Raw genomic sequence first — 22,117 nt, forward strand, 5'->3', positions numbered from 1 at the left:
ATCAGCTAATTACGGCTTAAAATAGCCGGATGAGCCAACAAAATACGAATCCCGCTAATTGGTACTCCGCTGTCGACAAGACTTCGGATACTGACGATCAACGCATTGACAAAATTTCTGTTCTGCCTCCGCCAGAGCATTTGATTCGCTTCTTTCCAATTTCTGGAACACCGATTGAGGCGCTGATCAGCAAAACCCGCAAAAAGATCCGTGACATTATCCATGGCAAAGATGACCGCTTACTCGTCATCATCGGACCATGCTCAATTCATGATCCAAAAGCAGCGCTGGAATATTGCCAACGTCTCTTAGCTGAGCGTGAGCGTTTTGCTGGCGAATTGGAAATTGTGATGCGTGTTTATTTTGAAAAGCCGCGCACTACTGTTGGTTGGAAAGGTTTAATCAACGATCCGTATTTGGATGAAAGCTATCGCATCGAAGAAGGTCTGCGCCTTGCTCGCCAAGTGCTGATGGAAATCAATCGCCTTGGTATGCCAGCTGGTAGCGAGTTCTTGGATGTGATTTCCCCGCAATACATTGCTGACCTTATTTCTTGGGGGGCAATTGGTGCGCGCACTACTGAGAGTCAAGTACACCGTGAACTTGCATCCGGCCTCTCTGCACCTATTGGTTTTAAGAACGGCACCGACGGCAACATCAAAATTGCTACTGATGCGATTCAAGCAGCTGGTCGTCCACATCATTTCTTATCTGTTCATAAGAATGGTCAAGTTTCTGTTGTGGAAACTAAAGGCAACAAAGACTGTCACGTAATTTTGCGAGGCGGAAAAGAGCCAAACTATGAAGCTAAATATGTACAGGCTGCCTGCTCTGAGCTAGAAGCAGCAAAGCTTCCAGTCAGTTTGATGGTTGACTTGTCGCACGCTAATTCAAGCAAGAAACATGAGCGTCAAATTGTGGTTGCTGATGATGTGGCACAGCAAATTGAATCTGGATCACATCAAATTTTTGGTGTGATGATTGAAAGTCATTTGAATGACGGTGCTCAGAAATTCACGCCAGGAAAAGATGATCCCAATAAATTGGAATACGGCAAGAGTATTACTGATGCCTGCATTAATTGGGATGACTCAGTAAATGTACTCGAGCGTCTTGCAACTGCCGTTAAAAAACGTCGCAGCCAGAAAAAATAATGCAGAAGTAATTTAGTAGTACTGCAGTTAAAAGAGACTAATTTATTTAGTCTCTTTTTTTTCGTGCTTCCACAGTACGTCGGAACCACCAGCGGTACGATTCAGAATACGTGCAAGCACAAACAGGAGATCGGATAAACGATTGACGTATTGGCGAGGCGAGTCATACAAAGGCTCTTCCCAACCCAGGCGAACAATCGAACGCTCCGCTCTTCTGCATACGGTGCGGCAAACGTGCGCTTGTGCCGCAGCACGTGTACCACCAGGTAGGATAAATTCTGTTAACGGAGGCAATTGCGCATTGTATTTTTCAAGCCAAACATCCAGCTGTGCGACATGCTCGGGTTTAAGTAGCTTGTAATTCGGTATGCAAAGCTCACCACCCAAATCAAATAAATCATGCTGCACTTGCAAAAAAAGCGCATGTAATTCAGAAGCTATGGGTGCAGGGATCTCTTCGGTCATCAAAACGCCAATTTCCGAGTTCAACTCATCAATATCGCCCATGGCACAGACCCGCAGGTGATCTTTCTCTACGCGGCTGCCATCTCCTAAGCCAGTCATTCCTGCATCACCCGTTCTAGTGGCGATTTTTGATAGTCGATTTCCCATAAACCTAATTATAGGTAAATGGCTAAAATGATTCTTATGAATATGGTGACCCCACCCCCCGAATTAGCCGCTATTAGCGCCCTTCAGACCAAACTGGTTGCAGCCTTGCGGCCAATCTTGCCGGAACATGCCCTTCTATGGGAGCCGGAAGACACCATCCCCTACGAATGTGATGGTCTGGCAGCCTATCGCCGGATGCCTTTGGCAGTGGCTTTACCTGAAACCGAAGACCAAGTCGCCCAAATTTTGAAGATTTGCTATGCAATGCAAATTCCAGTGGTGCCTCGTGGATCTGGAACCGGGCTCTCTGGTGGCGCAATGCCCCTTTCCCAGGGGTTGGTACTGTCTTTAGCTAAGCTTAAGAAAATCATCAGTATTGATCCATTTACCCGCACTGCAGTAGTTCAGCCTGGTGTACGCAATCTCGCCATCTCCGAAGCTGTCGCGCATCTTGGTTTGTACTATGCACCAGACCCCTCCTCTCAAATTGCTTGCTCGATTGGTGGCAACGTCAATGAAAACTCTGGAGGCGTGCACTGCCTTAAATATGGTTTGACCCTGCACAATGTTCTGCGTGTGCGTGGAATACTCATGAACGGTGAGATCGTTGAATTTGGTAGCTTGGCACCAGATTCTCCTGGGCTTGATTTACTGGCGATCATGATGGGTAGCGAAGGTATGCTTGCAGTGGTTACTGAAGTCACCGTCAAATTAGTGGCTAAGCCAAAATTGGCTCGTGTGATTATGGCAAGTTTTGACGATATTGAAAAAGGTGGTAACGCAGTTGCTGCCATCATCGCAGCCGGCATCATTCCTGCTGGTTTAGAGATGATGGATAAGGCCACGACGCGTGCTGTAGAAGAGTTTGTGCATGCTGGCTATGACTTAGAGGCTGCAGCCATTTTGCTCTGTGAATCTGATGGCACACCGGAAGAGGTTGCTGAAGAAATCGAGCGCATGACCAAGGTACTCGAAGAAGCTGGTGCAAGTGGCATTCAGATTTCCCAAGATGAAAGCGAACGTTTAAAGTTTTGGAGTGGTCGCAAGAATGCTTTTCCGGCTGCAGGTCGATTGGCGCCTGACTACTATTGCATGGACGGCACCATCCCGCGCCGTCACATTGCTACTCTGCTCAAGCGTATTCAGGGCATGGAAGAGAAATATGGCCTTGGCTGCTTAAATGTATTTCATGCAGGTGATGGCAATATGCATCCACTTATTTTGTTCAACGGCGCCGATCAGGATGAATGGCATCGCGCTGAAGAATTCGGTACTGAAATTTTGGAAGCCTGTGTAGAGCTCGGTGGCACTATTACTGGCGAACATGGTGTTGGCATCGAAAAAATTAATTCCATGTGTGTACAGTTTGGCGAGGGCGAGCGGGAATCTTTCTGGGGCGTGAAGAGCGCATTTGATCCAAAGAAATTACTCAACCCAGATAAAGCAATTCCAACCTTGAATCGCTGCGCAGAATATGGTCGCATGCGCATTAGCGGCGGCCAATTGCCTCACCCAGAATTGGAGCGCTTCTAATGAGTCACTCCCACCCACAAATCAACGCATTTCGAGAGCAAATTCTGAATGCCGCAAAGAACAGAACTTCGCTTTCAATTGAAGGTGGCGGCACTAAATCCTGGTACGGAAATCCAAATAACTTTACCAAGCTAGAAACACGTGCCTACTCAGGAATTTTGGAATATCAACCAGAAGAGTTAGTGATTACTGCTTGTGCCGGTACTCCACTCAAAGAAATTGAAGCCGCTCTCACAGAAAAAAATCAGACGCTGCCTTTTGAACCACCCCACTTTGGTGAGAATGCAACCTTTGGTGGCGCAATTGCTGCCGGACTTGCTGGTCCAGGACGAATCACTGTTGGTAATTTCCGCGACTTTGTATTGGGTGCTCGCATCATCGATGGCAAAGGTCAGGATCTTTCCTTTGGCGGTAAAGTGATGAAGAACGTTGCAGGATATGACGTCTCTCGTTTATTGCCGGGTTCTTTGGGAACGCTTGCGCTTTTATTGGAAGCCTCAGTCAAAGTATTGCCAAAGCCTGCTGCGACCGTAACGCTACGTTGCCAGATCCCCCAAGATAAAGCCTTAAAGATTCTCAATGAATGGGCTGGGCAGCCACTGCCACTATCTGCAAGTTGCTGGATAGGTTCTGCCAAAGGCGGAGATGGCGAACTTACCTTCCGCCTCGCAGGTGCAGCAGCTGCCGTAAAAGCTGCGATTCCCCTCATGGGTCCATTGGTGAATGCTATTGAACTTAATCATGAAGTTGCAGAACATTTCTGGAATGATTTGCGTGAGCAAAAAGTTTCTGCGTTTGCTAATCTTGGTGGCGATCAAACCCTTTATCGCTTAGCGCTACCTGCTGCCTGTGGGCCAATTACTATCGCTAGCGCTGCCGATGAAATTATTTTGGAATGGCATGGCCAACAACGGTGGATTAAAGCGCCTGGTGATGAGGCTAGCTTTAAAGCAATTAAAGCATTAGCCAGCTCTCATGGAGGACATGCGGCTCGCTTTAGACAGGGCGCAAATGTAGATCCTAGCCATCAGCGCTTTACTTTACTATCAGAGCAAGCTCATTCCAAAGCCCTTGAGGCAGTGCAAGATCGCCTGCGATCAGCCTTTGATCCCGCAGGTGTATTCGCCACTAAACGTCTTCCATAAGTCTTTATATGCAAACTCAACTCGCCCCTCAATTTGCCAACACACCGGAAGGTATCGAGGCAGCCCGTATTCTGGGCAAATGTGTTCACTGTGGTTTTTGTACTGCCACCTGCCCTACATATCAACTGCTTGGTGATGAGTTAGATGGTCCACGCGGCAGAATCTATCTCATTAAGCAAATGGCTGAAGGTCAAGCCCCCACCGAAAAGACTCGCTTACATTTAGACCGTTGCTTAACCTGTCGCAATTGCGAAAGTACTTGTCCGAGTGGCGTGCAATACGGCAACCTAGTGGATATAGGTCGCAAATGGGCAGAAGAAAATACGCCTGAGCGTCCAGTCGGTCAACGCCTGACTCGCTGGGCCTTAAAAGAAGGTTTAACTAAACCGGCTTTATTTAATTCAGCAATGGCCTTGGGTCGCCTAGTGCGCCCATTAATGCCGAGTGGCATTAAACGCAAGATTCCGCTGACTATTAACAAAGCATTAGCCAACTCCACTGATGCATATGCAAGGCCTACTACAGCACATCAGCGCAAAATGGTTTTGCTTGAAGGTTGCGTGCAGCCTGGCATGCTCCCGAACATCAATTCAGCAACAGCGCGTGTGCTCAATGCGTTAAAGATTCAACTAGTTAGCGCGTCCAATGCCACTTGCTGTGGAGCGCTACGCTACCACTTGAATGATCAAGCTGGCGGATTAGAGAATGCTAAGCAAAATATTGATGCATGGTGGCCTTTGGTAGAAAGCGGCGTAGAGGCCATTGTGATGACGGCATCAGGTTGTGGAGTGATGGTGAAAGACTATGGCCATCTCTTTGCAGCTAATCCAGCCTATGCAGCCAAAGCAAAGAAGATTTCTGAATTAACAAAAGATATCTCCGAAATACTGCCTTCCTTACAAAATGAGCTAGTTCAACTCTTAGGTACCGACCCAAAACCTGGTGTGGTATATCACCCGCCCTGCACTTTGCAGCATGGTCAGCAAATTCGCGGCAAGGTTGAGGGGTTACTTTCAAGCATTGGTATTGGTGTGCGTTTATGTGCCGATAGCCATCTTTGCTGTGGATCTGCCGGCACTTATTCAGTTACTCAACCAGAACTATCGGAACAACTCCGCAAAAATAAGTTAACTCACTTAAATGCAGCGTGTGAAGAGTCTGGGGCAGAAGTAATTGTTTCGGGAAATATTGGCTGCATTACCCATCTGCAGCAAGATGACACTCCAGTAGTCCATTGGATTGAAATCGTAGACCAAATGCTCAGCAAATCTTCTAAGGCCGCATGAACTCCATTGTTGTAAATCTCATGCAAGTCAGAGCACGAATTGAACTTGCGGCTTTAGCAGCAAAGCGTGAGCCCGAAGAAATTGAGCTCCTTGCGGTTAGTAAGACTTTCCCAGCTTCGGCAGTTGAGGAGGCTATGCATGCCGGTCAATCTGCCTTTGGTGAAAACTACGTCCAAGAGGCCGTTGAAAAGATTGAGAAGCTTGCTAAATTACGTCCTTGGTTGATTTGGCATTTCATAGGCCCGTTGCAGAGCAATAAAACGAGAGAGGTGGCGCAGCACTTTGATTGGGTTCATAGCGTAGATCGCCTCAAAATTGCTGAACGCTTATCCACTCAACGGGGTGAGTTTCCTGAGTTATCACCCCTGCAGGTTTGCGTACAAATTAATATTAGCGAGGAAAATAGTAAAAGCGGCGTTTCCCTGGGGGAAGTTGAAGAACTTTGCAATGCCATTAGCTCTTTGCCAAACTTAGTTCTCAGGGGCTTAATGGCTATTCCAGAACCCAGCCCAGACCCGATTGAGCAGCGCAAGGCTTTTGCGGCTGTTCAAGCTTGTTTTACGAAGATCCAAATCACTCACTCGACTGAACTGGGGTACCAATTCTTTGACACCCTATCAATGGGCATGTCAGATGATTTAGAGTCTGCCATTGACGAAGGTAGCACTATGGTCCGTGTTGGTACGGCCATTTTTGGGAAGCGCGATAAGATTAGCAAATGAGCATAAACAAAACCTCGCAAAATAATAGCAACACCCACATTACCTTTATCGGTGGCGGCAACATGGGGCGCGCGCTCATTAGCGGTCTGCTTGCAAGCGGATTTGAGCCAAATCAAATCTCTGTTGTTGAAGCAAATGCTGTAACCGCCCTGAAGTTGCATGAAGATTTTGGCGTACAAGGAATTGGCACATTAGAGCAAATCGCTTTTGACTTCTCCAAAAATAATGTTGTTGTCATGGCGATTAAGCCTCAAGATTTCAACGTAGTTGCCAAAGGCTTAGCAGCGAAGTTAAAACATGCCAGCGCACCCGGTCCATTGATTCTGAGTATTGCGGCCGGCATTCGCTTGAAGGATATGAGCCGCTGGTTAGACCACACGCGTTGTGTGCGCGCCATGCCAAATACTCCAGCCCTCATTGGTAAAGGTATCACCGGTCTATTTGCAGATGCCGCAGTAAATGATGCTGATCGCGCTTTATCTGAAATGATTTGTAATGCAGTAGGTCAAGCTGTATGGGTAAGCGAAGAAAAGCTGATGGATGCAGTGACTGCTGTTTCTGGTAGCGGCCCTGCTTATGTCTTTGCATTTCTAGAGGCAATGCAGTCTGCTGGTGAGAAGTTAGGTCTTGATTCAGAGACTGCGCGTAAGCTTGCATATGCCACACTTGAAGGTGCAACGCAGTTAGCCCATAACTCCGATGAACATGCTGGCGTTCTGCGCGAAAGAGTAACCTCTAAGGGAGGCACTACTGCTGCAGCACTTGATGTGATGAAGCAGCAAGGTTGGAACGAGATCTTAGAAAAAGCCATTGATGCCGCAAGTCAACGCGGCAAAGCTATGGGGGATGAGTTAGGGCAGAGCTAGTCCCAACACAATTCCGAGAAATAAAAATCCACCTAGCCAGTTGTTATGGCGAAATGCTTTAAAACAATTTTCTCTATTACTAGTAGATACCAGCTTTAGATGATAGATCGCACAAGTTAATGCTGCGAACCATCCCACTAGAAAATAATTACTTAGACCAGCTAATTGCGCAACCCATAACTGGCTCACGAACAAAATGCCGTAACTTATTGCAATTGCAAGTACATCATACTGACCAAAAGTAATGGCAGATGTTCTCAAACCTAAGCGCAAGTCATCATCACGATCGACCATGGCATAGGCAGTGTCATAGGCAATTGCCCAAAAGATATTCCCCACAAATAGAATCCAAGCCTCTAGGGGGATGAAATCCAGAATCGCCGCATATGCCATGGGAATGCCGAAGCCAAAGGCAATCCCTAAGACCGCTTGGGGCATAGCAAAAAAGCGTTTAGTGAAGGGATAGATAAAGGCAACCAATAAAGCAAGCACTGATAGTTGCTTCGTGAATACATTCAAAGGTTGAATCAGTAAAAAAGCAATGAAGGCTAATGTGCCAGCTACCGCAACGGCCTCTTTACCCGAAATTTTTCCACTGGTAACTGGGCGCGCTTGCGTTCTCTTCACATGGCGGTCAAAGTCACGATCAGCATAATCATTGATTGCACATCCTGCGCTGCGCATCAAAAAGGTGCCGACAGTAAAGATCAGCAAAATAGATACATCAGGCATACCGCTGCTTGCCAACCAAAGAGCCCAAAGCGTAGGCCATAAAAGCAAGAGTGTGCCAATAGGCTTGTCCAACCTAATGAGGTAGCAATATGAAATGAAACGCTCTCTTAAATTCATAGTGCAATTATCAAGCTTTTAGAAATTCCGCACGAGATCCAAGCCAGCGCTCTAAATGACGCTCCACTAAATCTGCGTGCTCAGCAAGTAAGCGCTCTGCCGCCTGCTGGGCTAACTCAATCAACCAAGCATCCCGTTGCAAATCTACAAAACGCAGCATGGCATCACCCGATTGTTTGGCACCAAGCAATTCACCAGGGCCACGCAGTGACAAGTCGCGCTCAGCAATCACAAACCCATCCGATGTCTCTCGCAAAGTTTGCAAACGCTCCTTAGCAGCCAACGAGAGTGGCTCGGCATACATCAAAATACAGACTGAATCTGCGGAGCCTCTCCCTACGCGCCCACGCAACTGGTGAATCTGAGCATATCCAAAACGCTCGGCATGCTCAATCACCATCAGCGCCGCATTGGGGACATCAACGCCAACCTCAATCACTGTAGTTGCTACCAAGAGTTGAATTTCGTTCGATTTGAAGGCGGCCATGACTGCCGCTTTTTCTTCTGCTTTTAGTCTGCCATGCACCAAGCCAACTTTAAAGTCAGGCAAAGCTTGTGTGAGTTGTTCAAAACTCTCAACTGCTGTTTGCAATTGCAGGACTTCAGATTCCTCAATAAGAGGACAAACCCAATACGCTTGTAATCCTTTAGATAACCAACTTTGCAAACCACTAATGACCTCATCACGACGACTAGCTTTAACGACTTTAGTAGCAATCGGTTTTCGTCCAGGAGGTAACTCATCAATTACGGAAACATCTAAATCAGCGTAGTAGGTCATCGCTAAAGTGCGTGGGATGGGAGTAGCAGACATCATCAACTGATGACAGTAAAACAATTCTGAGCCAACGCGTTGCTGAATTTCTAAACGCTGTCTCACGCCAAAACGATGCTGCTCGTCAATCACCGCTAGACCTAACTTAGCAAAGCTGACGCTCTCCTGAATGAGGGCATGCGTACCAATAATTAGTTGGGCTTTCCCATTCTCAATAGCTTCTTGCGCATGTCTTTTTTCTTTAACCTTTAGACTTCCTGATAGCCAAGCGATCTGAACCCCCAAAGGCTCAAACCATTCTTTCATTTTGAGGTAATGCTGCTCAGCCAAAATCTCAGTAGGGGCCATGATGGCGGCTTGATAACCATGATCCATTACCCGAGCCGCGGCCAAGGCAGCTACCACAGTCTTCCCGCTCCCCACATCCCCTTGCAGGAGGCGATTCATGGGGAAAGATTTGGAGAGATCATGACTAATTTCTGACCAAACACGTTCTTGTGCTTGAGTTAATTTAAAGGGTAAGACTTTTAACAATCCCTCTTCAAAACTTTGCTTCTTTTCTTTTGGAAAACTTGGCGCATGCCGTTCTCGACGAATCGCATGAGCTCTTTTTAAAGAGATTTGTTGCGCAAGAAGCTCTTCAAATTGCACCCGACGCCACGCGGGATGGGTACGGTCTAGTAAAGCCTGGGTATTAGCATCGGCGGGCGGTTGATGCAAGTAGGTAATAGCCGCTTGTAAGTTGGGCCAGTCATTGCCCGGCAACATCTCGACCATCAGTTTTTTGGGTAAGAACTCAGCCAAGCTATCTTGCAGGCTTGGGTCACGCAAGGCTTGCGTAACTGCCTTACGAATAATAGTTTGCGAGACACCAACGCTTGCAGGGTAAACAGGGGTCAAACTAGCAGGCAAAGGAGCATCAGGAGCTACAGCTCGCACAGTAGGATGCACCATCTCTGGACCCTGAAAACCCTCGCGCACCTCACCGCGCACTCGGATATTGACGCCTACTGCCATCTGCTTTTGTTGGCTAGGATAAAAATTGAGGAAGCGAAGATTTAAGGTTTCAGTGTCATCCTCAATAGTGACGACCATTTGCCTTCTTGGCCGAAACAAGACCTGATTACGGATAACTACCCCCTGAGTTTGGGCCGAGTTAAACCTACCCTGAGCAATAGCCTCCTCAATGGTGAGCAACTCCGTCTCATCCTCATATCGGGCTGGCAAGTGCAAAGCAAGGGCCATAGGGCTGTCTAAACCCATCTTTTGGAGTGTGCTTGGCGCTTGTTTAGTAGTCATCGTTAAAATCTAATACCTGATGGTAATGCTATGCAACTCTCCGACTTTAATTACGAACTTCCTGCCGAACTAATCGCCCAACATCCCTTGGCGAATAGAACCGATAGCCGCCTCTTAGAGGTAAAGGCTAGCGGGCCAAATCACGTTCAATTGGTAGATCTACAGTTTAAGGACATTCTGAGCCTTGTTCAGCCTGGGGACTTATTAGTCTTCAATGACACCAAGGTCATTCCCGCACGCCTGCATGGTAAAAAGGAAACTGGCGGGAACGTTGAATTACTCATTGAACGCATCAGTGGCGAAAAACAGGCTTGGGTACAGATAAGGGCATCTAAGGTGCCAAAAACTGGCACCACCGTTCATGTCCATAATCAGGCTGGCGAAACCTTCCCCGTGGAAATGATTGGGTACGACGGACGTTTTTATGAAGTTCGCTTTCCTGAGAATGTTTTTTCTTTACTTGAGCGCTTTGGTGAGCTACCTCTTCCGCCATACATCGAACATCAACCTGACGGCGAAGATGCACAGCGTTATCAAACGGTTGTTGCTAAAAATCCAGGTGCCGTAGCGGCACCTACAGCTGGCTTACATTTTGATGAAGCGATCTTGCAAGAACTTCAGCAATTGGGCGCTAAACAAGCAACCGTCACATTGCATGTGGGCGCAGGTACATTCACACCTGTGCGCGAAGAAGATCTCTCAAAACATAAGATGCACTACGAGTGGTTCTCCATTCCTAACGAAACTTTGCAAGCAATAGAAGCAACCAAGAAAAATGGTGGCAGAGTGATTGCGGTAGGCACCACCAGCCTGCGCGCCTTAGAGAGCCAGGCGGCTAGCGGGCAAAGTAGCGGCGAGACCAATCTTTTTATTACTCCGGGATATCAATTTAAAACCGTAGATTGTTTGTTAACAAACTTTCATCTGCCAAAATCTACTTTATTAATGTTGGTTAGTGCTTTTGCTGGAATAAATAACATTCGCGCTGCTTATCAACATGCCATTCATCAGAAATATCGCTTCTTCAGTTATGGAGACGCGATGTTTCTTTGCCGACTCGAGAATACAAAGCCATGACCAAACCCGTTCACTTCAACATTCTGGCGCGCGACTCACAAAGTCCCGCCCGCCTTGGGCAGCTTGATCTCCCGCACGGCAGTGTTCAAACGCCGATCTTCATGCCAGTAGGAACCTATGGCACGGTAAAAGCAATGACGCCGCGCGACCTGAATGAAGCCAAGGCACAAATTATTTTGGGCAACACATTTCACCTTTGGTTAAGGCCCGGACTGGACGTTGTTAAGAAGCATGGGGGCTTGCATCGCTTTATGGGCTGGGATAAACCCATCCTCACTGACTCAGGTGGTTTTCAAGTATTTAGTTTGGGTGCATTACGCAAGATTTCTGAAGAAGGCGTCACCTTTGCCTCACCAATTAATGGAGACAAGTTATTTATGTCTCCAGAAGTGTCAATGGAAATTCAGGCGGTACTCAATAGCGATATTGCCATGCAGTTTGATGAATGCACTCCGTACGAGATTAAAGGGCAGCCCACTTCCGAAAAAACAGCACGTGCCTCACTGGAGATGTCCTTACGCTGGGGCGATCGCTCCCTCAAGCGATTTCGTGAGCTCAATACTGGCAATGGTCTCTTTGGCATAGTACAGGGCGGTATGTTCGAGAATCTTCGTGAGTTCTCTTTAGATGCCGTTAGTCAGCAAGGTTTTGATGGCATTGCCATTGGTGGTCTCTCGGTTGGAGAACCAAAACCCGAGTTTGAGCGCATTCTCAATTTCACCGCACCAAAACTGCCAGAACACATGCCTCATTATTTAATGGGCGTTGGCACTCCAGAAGACCTGATTTTGGGTGTCAGTCTAGGCATTGACATGTTTGATTGCGTCATGCCTACCCGAAACGCCCGAAATGGTTGGCTCTTTACACGCTTTGGTGACCTTAAGCTACGTAATTCAGGATATAAGGACGATGATCGCCCTGTTGACCCTACCTGCGCCTGCTATACCTGCCAAAACTTCACCAGATCCTATCTAAATCACCTCCAAAAGGCCAACGAGATCTTGGGGTCACAGCTCAACACCATCCACAACCTGTCTTACTACCTCCAGCTCATGACTGAGGTCCGTGAGGCCCTTGGAAAAGACCGCTTTAGCGCTTATCGCGAGGAATTTCATAGTAATCGCCAGCGTGGCGTTGAGCCCGGACAGGACTAATAGCCCTACAGGGGGCAAAACCCCCTGCAAATCACCTCCCAAGCCCCACACAGTTTAGAATTGCGGGTTACGACCCAAGATTTACAGGTCGAAAAATTCGGCAGTTTTTAATTGGTAATTAATGGAGGTTTTGTATGTGGATTAGTAACGCTTTTGCCCAAGCTCCTGCAGCGGGCGCAGATTCTGGTGGCTTAATGAGCTTCCTACCTTTGATTTTGATGTTTGCAGTTTTGTACTTCATCATGATTCGCCCACAAATGAAGCGTCAAAAAGAAACTAAAGCAATGCTTGAGTCATTAAGTGTTGGCGATGAAGTGGTGACTGTTGGCGGCATCATGGGCAAAGTAACAGCATTAAAAGATCAAGTAGTTACTGTTGAAATTTCTGCTGGTACTGAAGTACAAATGCAAAAAGGCGCCATCACTACAGTATTACCAAAAGGTACGCTGAAGTCTGCTTAATGCATCCGCTCAATTTGTTTGTTTAAAAGTATCTCAATATGAATCGCTACCCTCTCTGGAAATATCTAGTCATCGCAGTTGCACTACTGATCGGCGGACTATATTCATTACCCAATTTCTATGGTGAGGCACCTGCGGTTCAAGTCTCGTCTGCCAAACCAACCATCAAGGTTGATTTGGCAACGCAGGCTCGCGTAGAAAAGATTTTGACAGAGGCTAGCATCAATAACACCGGCATCTTCTTTGAGGTTGCTGGTCATGTGGGTTCCATCAAGGTACGTTTTAATAACACTGATATTCAGTTACGTGCGCGTGACCTTTTGCAACAAAAACTCAATGTGGATCAAAACGATCCCAATTACACCGTTGCATTAAATTTGCTGTCCAATACACCGAGCTGGTTAAGCGCAATTAACGCGTTACCAATGCCACTAGGCCTTGATTTGCGTGGTGGTGTCTACTTCCTCTTGCAAGTTGACATGAAGGGCGCAGTTCAGAAAAAAGTGACCTCCTTGGCAGGCGATATCCGCAGCCAATTACGTGATAAGAGCATTCGTCATCAAGGCATTGAGCGTGGCGCTGATTTCATCTCTATTAATTTCGGTAGCATCGCTGATGCTGAAGCGGCTCGCAGTGTATTGCTAACGGCCCAACCAGAACTCATCTGGCAAGTAAAGCCTACCGGTCTATCACCTAAAGTGGTTGGTGAATTTAAGCCGGCCGCATTAAAAGAAATACAAGATAACGCCGTTAAACAAAATATCATCACCCTGAATAAACGCGTGAATGAGTTGGCGGTTAAAGAGCCAGTAATTCAACAGCAAGGTGCTGAGCGTATCGTGGTGCAGTTACCTGGCGTACAAGATACAGCTCGCGCCAAGGACATCATTGGTCGCACAGCAACATTAGAGTCTCGCTTGGCCGATCCTTTGGTTTCTACTATCGGCTTAGGTGAAACCCCTCCTCCAGGCATGGACACTTTCCGCTTTGGCGAAAACCGTTTAGGCGTATTTAAAAAGTCAGTGATCTTCAGTGGTGATCGCATTACCGATGCAAGCGCTGGCTTTGATCAAAACCAACGTCCTGCTGTAAATATCTCACTAGACTCTGCTGGCGGTCGCGTCATGCAAGAAGTGACCCGTGAAAATATTGGCAAACCAATGGGCATGATTTTGTTTGAAAAAGGCAAAGGCGAAGTACTCACCATCGCCACCATTCAAAGTGAATTTGGCGCTAAGTTCCAGATTACCGGTCAACCCACCACTGAGAGCGCTAATGATTTGGCTCTTCTATTGCGTGCAGGCTCTTTAGCTGCGCCAATGGAAATCATCGAAGAACGTACTATCGGCCCTAGCCTTGGTGCAGAAAACATTGAGAAGGGCTTTAAGTCTCTCTTAATTGGCTTTACTGCTATCGCAATCTTCATGATGGTCTACTACCTACTGTTTGGCACTTTCTCAGTTGTCGCTTTGGCAGTGAACTTACTCTTGCTGATCTCAGTGCTATCCATGCTGCAAGCTACGCTAACCTTGCCAGGTATCGCGGCGATGGCCCTAGCCCTCGGTATGGCGATTGACTCTAATGTGTTGATTAACGAACGTATTCGTGAAGAGCTGCGTAATGGCGCTTCACCGCAAACGGCAATTGCTGTTGGTTTTGATAAAGCTTGGGCAACGATTTTGGACTCGAACGTAACGACTTTAATTGCCGGTCTGGCATTGTTAGCGTTTGGATCAGGCCCTATTAAAGGCTTCGCAGTCGTTCACTGCTTAGGTATTCTGACTTCAATGTTCTCGGCTGTTTTCTTCTCACGTGGCCTTGTTAACCTCTGGTACGGCAGACATAAGAAGATTCAAAAACTCGCTATCGGCCAAGTTTGGCGCCCACAGGAGAAATAAGCCATGGAATTTTTCCGGATCAAAAAAGATATTCCCTTTATGCGCCATGCATTGGTGCTCAATGCGATTTCTTTAATTACCTTTTTAGCTGCAGTCTTTTTTCTCTGGCATAACGGTCTTCACCTCTCCATTGAATTTACTGGCGGCACAGTCATGGAAGTGAGCTATCCACAGACTGCTCCATTGGACTCTATACGCACTAAGGTCGAGAAACTCGGCTATGCAGATACTCAGATTCAAAACTTTGGTAGCTCACGCGATGTGATGATTCGCCTGCCCTTGCAAAAAGATGCTGAAGGGAAGTTGATTTCTTCTGCCGACCAAAGTACTGCAGTGATGCAGGCGCTCGATCCCGAAACAACTGGCGTGAAACTTCAGCGCGTAGAGTTTGTTGGCCCACAGGTTGGTCAAGAACTCGCTTTTGATGGTTTAAAAGCGCTGATTTTTGTGATCATTGGTATCGTGGTGTATCTCTCCTTCCGCTTCGAATGGAAGTTTGCAGTTGCCGGCATCATTGCGAACTTACATGACGTTGTCATCATCTTGGGATTCTTTGCTTTCTTCCAATGGGAATTCTCCCTCTCCGTGTTGGCAGCAGTTCTAGCAGTTCTGGGTTACTCAGTAAATGAATCCGTCGTGATCTTTGACCGTATTCGCGAAAACTTCCGAAAATACCGCAAGATGAATACCCGCGAGATTATTGACAATGCGATCACCAGCACAATCAGTAGAACAGTAATTACCCACGGCAGTACAGAAATGATGGTTTTGGCAATGCTAGTCTTTGGCGGGCCCACACTCTTCTATTTCGCCTTAGCGCTGACCATCGGTATTTTGTTTGGTATCTACTCTTCAGTTTTCGTTGCTGCCGCACTAGCCATGTGGCTTGGTGTTACACGCGAGGATTTAGTGAAGGGCGATAAAAAGCCGGATGACAATGCCCGTAACGATGACCCTAACTACGGGGCACGCGTTTAAGCTAGTGCAAGTTTTGCTGATCAAGGGCAGCTAAGATTCTCTTAGTTGCGCCTTGATGTTCTACTGAATAAGACCTAGCAGCGGCACTCATCTTTGCCAGCTCGGCAGCATTCAACAGTAATTCTTTCAAGGCCTCCATCAAGGCAACCGGTCCACTTAGAATTAAATCTCCCCCAATACGCTTAGCAGCACCGCTTTCAATAGCATCTAAAGCTGCCTGCTGAAAGTTATAGGTATGCTCACCCAGCAAAACTGGGCAGCCAGCGGCACATGCCTCAATGAGGTTTTGGCCGCCAAAAGGCAAAAGACTGCCGCCCATCAGCACTAGGTCTGAGGCACTGTAATACAAAGGCATCTCACCCATAGAGTCACCCAGAACCACATCTAATCCAGCGCACTCACTCGGAATGCCGGGCCACTCACTGCGACGGCGAAACCTCAAGCTAGCACTATTGATCTGATCCGCCACCTCCGTAAATCGCTCTGGATGGCGTGGCACTAAACAAAGCAAGGGAGGAGTTATAAATGCATTGTTTAAAAGTAAATCTTTCCAAGCCTTCAGAATGATCGCTTCTTCCCCATCACGCGTACTAGCAGCACATACCATCAAGCGATTAGCCGAATGTAATTCTTTCTTCCATTCTTCACCTTGAATAACTAATTGCGGGTCAAGTGGAACATCAAACTTCAGATTGCCAGTAATAACAATATTTTTAACGCCTGAGCTACGATACCGCTGGGCATCAAATTCAGTTTGCGCCAAAATGCCTGCAAAAGCTTGAAATAATGAACGCCCTGCTTTACCAAATTGATTTACACGTCGCGCGCTTCTCTCGGATAAACGTGCATTAACCAAAAACAATGGCAAGCCCATATCTTTGCAACGAAAGACTACTGTTGGCCAAGCTTCGGTTTCCATAAAGAGTCCAAACTTTGGCTGGAACGATTTTAAGAAATGCTCTACTGACCAGCAAAGGTCATAAGGCAAATAAACTTGTCGAATTTGCCCAGAAGCTATCTCCTTAGCAAATAACTGTTTACCGGTGCGGCGTCCGTTCAAAGTCATATGTGTGAGCAAAATGGATTCGCCCTTCGCCAAATAGGCTTCGATCAAAGGCTGAGCTGCGCGGGTTTCGCCCACTGAAACCGCATGAATCCAAATAGCCCCCTGAGTGATTGGCTTGCTATAGCCAAATCCTAGACGCTCCGGAATGTGATGCAAATAAGAGAAAGAGTGACGGGCACGCCAAGCTAGGCGAATAAATGCTAAGGGCAGCAAGAGATGCCATAGCAGTTGGTAAGCAGCAAACCAGGTCTGGGGACGCGCCCCATACTCTGAATTGGTAGTCAAACTCACTTTTTGAGTCGTTCGGTCAACTCGACCGCCTTACCTAAGTAAGAAGATGGGGTCATCTCCAGCAAACGTGCTTTTGCATCATCGGGAATCTTCAGGCCACGAATAAAGGTTTGAAGATCTGCTTGATTAATGCCTTTGCCGCGAGTGAGCTCTTTTAACTGCTCATAGGGATTCTCAATTCCGTAACGGCGCATCACGGTTTGTACTGGCTCAGCTAACACTTCCCAGCATGCGTCCAAATCAGCAGCAATCGCCGCAAGATTAACCTCTAACTTACCAAGTCCACGTAAGGCGCTGTCATAAGCCAAGACGCTATGACCAAATGCAGGTCCTAGGTTACGTAATACAGTTGAATCAGTCAGGTCACGCTGCCAGCGAGAGATCGGCAATTTTTCAGCAAGATGGCGCAGTAATGCATTAGCAACACCTAAGTTACCTTCAGAGTTTTCAAAGTCAATTGGGTTTACTTTGTGCGGCATAGTAGAAGAACCAATCTCACCTGCTTTAGTGCGCTGCTTGAAATATCCAATAGAGATATAAGCCCAGAAATCACGATCCATATCCAAGAGAATCGTATTAGCTCGCGCAATTGCATCAAAGAGTTGGGCCATGCCATCGTGCGGCTCTATTTGAATGGTGTAGGGATTGAAGGTTAAACCTAGACGCTTCTCAACTACATTCTTTGAAAAATTTTCCCAATCAAAATCAGGATAAGCTGATATGTGAGCGTTGTAATTACCTACCGCTCCATTCATCTTGCCGAGCAAGGGGGCCGCAGCAATGGAGTCAATTGCGCGCTCTAAACGCATCGCGATATTAGCAATCTCTTTACCCAAAGTACTTGGTGAAGCTGGTTGTCCATGAGTGCGAGATAACAAAGGTACTTTAGCGTGTTCAATTGCAAGATCAGTCAGTACTGAAAGTACTTTTCTGAGTTGAGGTAAGAGCACTTCATCACGAGCACCGCGCAACATCAAACCATGTGAAGTATTGTTAATGTCTTCTGATGTACAGGCAAAATGAATGAACTCACTGGCTTTTAGCAAATCAGGGCGACCTGCTACTTTTTCCTTTAAGAAGTACTCCACTGCTTTTACGTCGTGGTTGGTTACCGCTTCGATGTCCTTAATACGCTGAGCATCGGCATCAGAAAAATTCTCTGGAAGTGAAAGCAAAAAAGCTTCGTCAGCAGCGTTAATTTTTGGCACATCAGGAAGGCCGGCAGCAGCCAAAGCCAAAAGCCAATGAATTTCGACAAAAACACGTTGACGCATAAAAGCGGCTTCGGAAAGCCAAGGGCGCAAAGCATCTAGTTTTCCGGCATAACGGCCATCTAGGGGTGAAAGGGCATTGAGGGTTGAAAGCGGCTGACTCACGAATATTGCCTTTGCATTGAATATGTCAATAAAAGCTGATTTTAATGCGTTCCGGTGTACAGCAAACCCCAAATAGGATCGCTATACTTGAGCCCATGAAACTAATCGGATCCCTCACCAGCCCCTATGTACGTAAAGTACGCATCGTTTTTAATGAAAAAAAGGTCGATGTTGACCTCGAATTAGAGAATGTCTGGGCTGCAGACACCAAAATAAGCGTTACCAACCCCCTAGGGAAGGTTCCTTGCCTCATTGCTGACGACGGGGAGGCCATCTATGACTCCCGCGTCATCGCCGAATACGCTGATGGCCTGAGCCCCGTAAGCAAGCTCATTCCTGCAGAAAATCGTGAGCGTGCTGCGGTGAAAACCTGGGAAGCGCTAGCAGATGGAATTATGGATGCTGGCATTTTGGCTCGTTTAGAGCGGACTTTGCGCCCAGCAGAGCAACAAAGTCAAACTTGGTATGACCGTCAAATGGGCAAGATTGATGCCGCACTTCGTGAAATGTCCAAACAGCTTGGCGAGAATACCTGGTGTCATGGCAATCAAATCACATTGGCAGATATCGCTGTTGGTTGTGCTATCGGATATTTATTGTTTCGTTTCCCAGAAGTGAAATGGCAAACTCAATATCCAAATCTAGATCGTCTTTATCAAAAATTATTGCAGCGATCTTCTTTTATAGAAACTGAACCACCAGCCGCTTAATTAACCTGCAGTTTAATTAAAAATGCCAATCAAAACTGATTGGCATTTTTGTATCCGCTATTTGGTAATGAAATTATGCTGAAATAATTCCGCCACCCAAGCAAATATCTCCGTCATAGAGAACGGCAGACTGTCCAGGTGTAACAGCCCACTGCGCATCTGGAAAACTCAATTCAAAACTCAGGGTCTCATTGCCCGCACTCAATGTGCATGCTGAGTCTGCTTGACGATAGCGCGTTTTAGCAGAATATTTTCCGGGTGCAGGGGAAGCACCAGCAACCCAACTTGCATCCATAGCAGCCAGCCTGTTAGCCAATAGCCATGGGTGTTCGTGGCCTTGGGCTACATACAAGGTGTTATTAGGAACATCCTTACGCGCAACGTACCAAGCATCACCATTGCCATCTTGACTACCACCCAAACCAATGCCTTTACGTTGACCTAAAGTAAAGAAAGCCAAGCCCATATGCTCACCAACCGTCTTACCCTCTGGCGTTTTAATAGGACCAGGTACGCGAGGTAAATAGCGATTTAAGAATTCCCTAAAAGGACGTTCACCAATAAAACAAATTCCGGTGGAGTCTTTCTTTTTTGCATTATGTAAACCAATTTGTTCTGCAATTTTTCTGACTTCAGTTTTTGGAATTTCACCAAGAGGAAACATCACGTTTTTTAGTTGTTGCTGCGTTAGACGATGCAAAAAATAACTTTGATCTTTGCTGGCATCGACTGCTTTTAATAATTGCACTTTGCCGCCCTCATGACGAACACGTGCATAGTGGCCTGTTGCAATAGCATCAGCACCTAAACTCATGGCGTGATCTAAAAAGGCTTTGAATTTAATCTCGGCGTTACATAGAACATCGGGATTAGGCGTTCGCCCTGCAGCGTACTCGCGCAAGAAATCGGCAAATACGCGCTCACGATACTCGGTGGCGAAATTCACTGCTTCAACGTCGATCCCAATCATGTCAGCCACTGACACCACATCTAGCCAGTCTTGACGGGCAGAACAGTATTCGTCGTTATCATCATCTTCCCAATTTTTCATAAAAAGGCCAATAACTTCAAAGCCTTGCTCTTTGAGCATCCACGCTGCAACAGACGAATCTACCCCTCCAGACATGCCAATAACGACTTTCTTGGGTCGGGAAGATGGTATTGAGGAAGAATTGAGCTGGATCATCAAAAAATGCGAGAATTCAATATAAGCTGATAGACCACATTGTAGAAGTCTTGGCCCAAATTCACAGGATTTTGGGTAAAAACCAAGCAATTGGACTTAGGGGTAAGTAAATAGGCGCAATTAGTCCTATTTAACTAAAATAGATTTTTTATAAATTTTGCTTTTGGAGACATGCCATGCGCATAGGAGTGCCACTGGAAACAAGGCCCGGGGAAACTCGAGTAGCCGCCACACCAGAAACCGTTAAAAAACTCATCGGTCAAGGTCATACCGTCGTTATTCAAAAAGATGCCGGGGTAAAAGCTAGTCAACCTGACTCCGCATACGAGGCTGTAGGTGCAACCATTGGTAGCGCTGCAGATGCATTTGGTGCGGAGATTGTTCTTAAAGTACGCGCGCCCGAGTCAGCTGAACTTAAACAGATCAAATCCGGCGCTGTTCTTCTGGGCATGCTCGATCCATTTGATAACGACATGATTGCAGCGATGGCTGCACAAGGCGTTACTGCGTTCTCTTTAGAAGCTGCGCCACGCACAACACGCGCACAAAGCATGGACGTTTTATCTTCCCAAGCAAATATTGCTGGATACAAAGCAGTGATGGTTGCCGCAAATGAATATCAACGCTTCATGCCAATGCTGATGACTGCTGCGGGAACTGTTAAAGCAGCTCGCATCCTGATCTTGGGTGCTGGTGTTGCAGGCTTGCAAGCGATTGCTACTGCAAAACGTCTTGGTGCCGTGATTGAGGCATCTGACGTACGTCCTGCCGCTAAAGAGCAAATCGAATCATTGGGTGCCAAGTTTGTTGATGTTCCTTATGAAACTGATGAAGAGCGTGAAATCGCTCAAGGTGTTGGTGGCTATGCCCGTCCAATGCCTGAAGCGTGGATGAAGCGCCAAGCTGCCTTGGTTGCAGAGCGTGCGCAACAAGCGGACATCGTTATCACGACTGCATTGATTCCTGGACGTAAACCCCCAGTTCTATTACATAGCGATACCGTTGCTAATATGAAACCAGGCTCGATCGTGATCGACTTAGCTGCTGGTAAAGGTGATAACGGCTCAGGCAACTGCCCTTTGACACAAGCAGACAAAGTGATTGATGTGAATGGCGTAAAGATTGTTGGCTACACCAATTTAGCTAGCATGGTTGGTGCCGATGCTTCTGCACTCTACTCACGAAACTTACTCGATTTCATGAAACTCATTGTGGATAAAGATGCCAACTTAGTTATCCCGACTGATGATGACATTGTTACTGCTTGCTTAATGTGTCGTGATGGCCAAGCCATCCGCAAAAACTAAGGAAATACTATGGATCTCGCTGCCTTTCAAAGCATCCTCACCGTTCAAAACATTACCGTGTTCGTATTAGCTATTTTTGTTGGCTATCACGTAGTTTGGAACGTTACCCCAGCATTGCATACGCCTTTAATGGCGGTGACCAATGCCATCTCCGGCATCATCATCGTTGGCGCATTACTGCAAACTGAAATTATCGGTGGTGATGAAATCACGCTCACCAGCATCATTGGTGCTGTAGCGGTATTCCTCGCATCTATCAATATTTTTGGTGGCTTTATGGTCACTCGTCGCATGCTTGAAATGTTCAAGAAAAAAGCTCCTAAAGCTGATGCGGCTGGAACCAAATAAACCCAGAACAAGACCAATATAGAG

At 46.8% G+C, this 22,117-nt stretch carries 20 protein-coding genes; 14 read left to right on the forward strand and 6 right to left on the reverse strand.

All coding sequences use genetic code 11. The features are described from left to right. Window positions 1-29: 29 nt before the first annotated feature. A complete protein-coding gene (locus tag ICN33_RS02810; protein WP_216194354.1) occupies window positions 30-1,154 on the forward strand; it encodes a 3-deoxy-7-phosphoheptulonate synthase in 1,125 nt (374 codons plus the stop codon). Window positions 1,155-1,196: 42 nt separating this feature from the next. Here ICN33_RS02810 and ICN33_RS02815 read toward each other — a convergent pair whose 3' ends face one another. Then, window positions 1,197-1,766: a cob(I)yrinic acid a,c-diamide adenosyltransferase gene (locus ICN33_RS02815; RefSeq protein ID WP_216194355.1), complete on the reverse strand. Its 570-nt coding sequence runs from the start codon at window positions 1,764-1,766 to the stop codon at window positions 1,197-1,199. A gap of 42 nt (window positions 1,767-1,808) precedes the next feature. Between ICN33_RS02815 and ICN33_RS02820 the strand changes: the two genes are divergently transcribed. Genes ICN33_RS02820 through proC form a run of 5 tightly spaced genes read left to right on the forward strand, consistent with a single transcriptional unit; the run spans window position 1,809 to window position 7,318 of the window. Continuing rightward, window positions 1,809-3,299, forward strand: a complete 1,491-nt coding sequence (locus tag ICN33_RS02820; protein WP_216196527.1) for an FAD-linked oxidase C-terminal domain-containing protein — start codon at window positions 1,809-1,811, stop codon at window positions 3,297-3,299. Beyond that, the gene (glcE, locus tag ICN33_RS02825; protein ID WP_216194356.1) at window positions 3,299-4,444 is read left to right on the forward strand and encodes a glycolate oxidase subunit GlcE; all 1,146 of its coding nucleotides are present in this window, start codon (window positions 3,299-3,301) and stop codon (window positions 4,442-4,444) included. Before ICN33_RS02820 ends, glcE begins: the two co-directional genes overlap by 1 nt. An 8-nt stretch (window positions 4,445-4,452) precedes the next feature. Then, complete coding sequence (gene glcF, locus ICN33_RS02830; RefSeq protein WP_216194358.1) at window positions 4,453-5,730, forward strand: glycolate oxidase subunit GlcF; 1,278 nt, start codon at window positions 4,453-4,455, stop codon at window positions 5,728-5,730. Next, on the forward strand, window positions 5,727-6,452 hold the full coding sequence (locus ICN33_RS02835) for a YggS family pyridoxal phosphate-dependent enzyme (protein ID WP_216194360.1): 726 nt from the start codon (window positions 5,727-5,729) through the stop codon (window positions 6,450-6,452). Before glcF ends, ICN33_RS02835 begins: the two co-directional genes overlap by 4 nt. Continuing rightward, complete coding sequence (gene proC / locus ICN33_RS02840) at window positions 6,449-7,318, forward strand: pyrroline-5-carboxylate reductase (RefSeq protein WP_216194361.1); 870 nt, start codon at window positions 6,449-6,451, stop codon at window positions 7,316-7,318. The genes ICN33_RS02835 and proC overlap by 4 nt, the downstream gene beginning before the upstream one ends. On the opposite strand, the gene ubiA is transcribed toward proC, so the two are convergent. After that, window positions 7,304-8,167 (reverse strand): 4-hydroxybenzoate octaprenyltransferase, encoded by an 864-nt coding sequence (ubiA, locus tag ICN33_RS02845; protein WP_216194363.1) that lies wholly within the window; start codon window positions 8,165-8,167, stop codon window positions 7,304-7,306. The two genes, proC and ubiA, sit on opposite strands and share 15 nt — an antisense overlap. A gap of 10 nt (window positions 8,168-8,177) precedes the next feature. Further along, the gene (gene recG, locus ICN33_RS02850; RefSeq protein ID WP_216194365.1) at window positions 8,178-10,241 is read right to left on the reverse strand and encodes an ATP-dependent DNA helicase RecG; all 2,064 of its coding nucleotides are present in this window, start codon (window positions 10,239-10,241) and stop codon (window positions 8,178-8,180) included. Window positions 10,242-10,271: 30 nt separating this feature from the next. Between recG and queA the strand changes: the two genes are divergently transcribed. The 5 genes from queA (at window position 10,272) to secF (ending at window position 15,809) form a co-directional block, all read left to right on the forward strand. Further along, window positions 10,272-11,318, forward strand: coding sequence for a tRNA preQ1(34) S-adenosylmethionine ribosyltransferase-isomerase QueA (queA, locus tag ICN33_RS02855; RefSeq protein WP_216194367.1), 1,047 nt, complete (start codon window positions 10,272-10,274; stop codon window positions 11,316-11,318). Further along, complete coding sequence (tgt, locus tag ICN33_RS02860; RefSeq protein ID WP_216194369.1) at window positions 11,315-12,472, forward strand: tRNA guanosine(34) transglycosylase Tgt; 1,158 nt, start codon at window positions 11,315-11,317, stop codon at window positions 12,470-12,472. Before queA ends, tgt begins: the two co-directional genes overlap by 4 nt. A gap of 134 nt (window positions 12,473-12,606) precedes the next feature. Continuing rightward, a complete protein-coding gene (gene yajC, locus ICN33_RS02865; protein WP_216194371.1) occupies window positions 12,607-12,933 on the forward strand; it encodes a preprotein translocase subunit YajC in 327 nt (108 codons plus the stop codon). Window positions 12,934-12,971: 38 nt separating this feature from the next. Next, window positions 12,972-14,831 (forward strand): protein translocase subunit SecD, encoded by a 1,860-nt coding sequence (secD, locus tag ICN33_RS02870; RefSeq protein ID WP_216194373.1) that lies wholly within the window; start codon window positions 12,972-12,974, stop codon window positions 14,829-14,831. Window positions 14,832-14,834: 3 nt separating this feature from the next. Next, window positions 14,835-15,809, forward strand: coding sequence for a protein translocase subunit SecF (gene secF, locus ICN33_RS02875; RefSeq protein WP_216194375.1), 975 nt, complete (start codon window positions 14,835-14,837; stop codon window positions 15,807-15,809). A gap of 1 nt (window position 15,810) precedes the next feature. Here secF and ICN33_RS02880 read toward each other — a convergent pair whose 3' ends face one another. Together ICN33_RS02880 and purB are read right to left on the reverse strand one after the other, a co-directional pair. Beyond that, window positions 15,811-17,166, reverse strand: coding sequence for a 3-deoxy-D-manno-octulosonic acid transferase (locus ICN33_RS02880; RefSeq protein WP_216194377.1), 1,356 nt, complete (start codon window positions 17,164-17,166; stop codon window positions 15,811-15,813). Then, the gene (gene purB, locus ICN33_RS02885; RefSeq protein WP_216194378.1) at window positions 17,163-18,542 is read right to left on the reverse strand and encodes an adenylosuccinate lyase; all 1,380 of its coding nucleotides are present in this window, start codon (window positions 18,540-18,542) and stop codon (window positions 17,163-17,165) included. Before purB ends, ICN33_RS02880 begins: the two co-directional genes overlap by 4 nt. A gap of 95 nt (window positions 18,543-18,637) precedes the next feature. Here purB and ICN33_RS02890 point away from each other — a divergent pair, with 95 nt between their 5' ends. Next, window positions 18,638-19,252, forward strand: coding sequence for a glutathione S-transferase (locus ICN33_RS02890; RefSeq protein WP_216194380.1), 615 nt, complete (start codon window positions 18,638-18,640; stop codon window positions 19,250-19,252). Between the two features lie 73 nt (window positions 19,253-19,325). Here ICN33_RS02890 and mnmA read toward each other — a convergent pair whose 3' ends face one another. After that, a complete protein-coding gene (gene mnmA / locus ICN33_RS02895; protein ID WP_216194382.1) occupies window positions 19,326-20,438 on the reverse strand; it encodes a tRNA 2-thiouridine(34) synthase MnmA in 1,113 nt (370 codons plus the stop codon). A gap of 176 nt (window positions 20,439-20,614) precedes the next feature. On the opposite strand from mnmA, the gene ICN33_RS02900 reads away from it, so the two are divergent. Next, window positions 20,615-21,745, forward strand: a complete 1,131-nt coding sequence (locus tag ICN33_RS02900; RefSeq protein WP_216194384.1) for a Re/Si-specific NAD(P)(+) transhydrogenase subunit alpha — start codon at window positions 20,615-20,617, stop codon at window positions 21,743-21,745. A 9-nt stretch (window positions 21,746-21,754) separates the two neighbouring features. Next, window positions 21,755-22,093, forward strand: a complete 339-nt coding sequence (locus ICN33_RS02905) for a proton-translocating transhydrogenase family protein (protein ID WP_216194386.1) — start codon at window positions 21,755-21,757, stop codon at window positions 22,091-22,093. The last annotated feature ends 24 nt before the right edge of the window (window positions 22,094-22,117 follow it).

Source organism: Polynucleobacter sp. UB-Tiil-W10 (assembly GCF_018881605.1).
GTDB lineage: Bacteria > Pseudomonadota > Gammaproteobacteria > Burkholderiales > Burkholderiaceae > Polynucleobacter.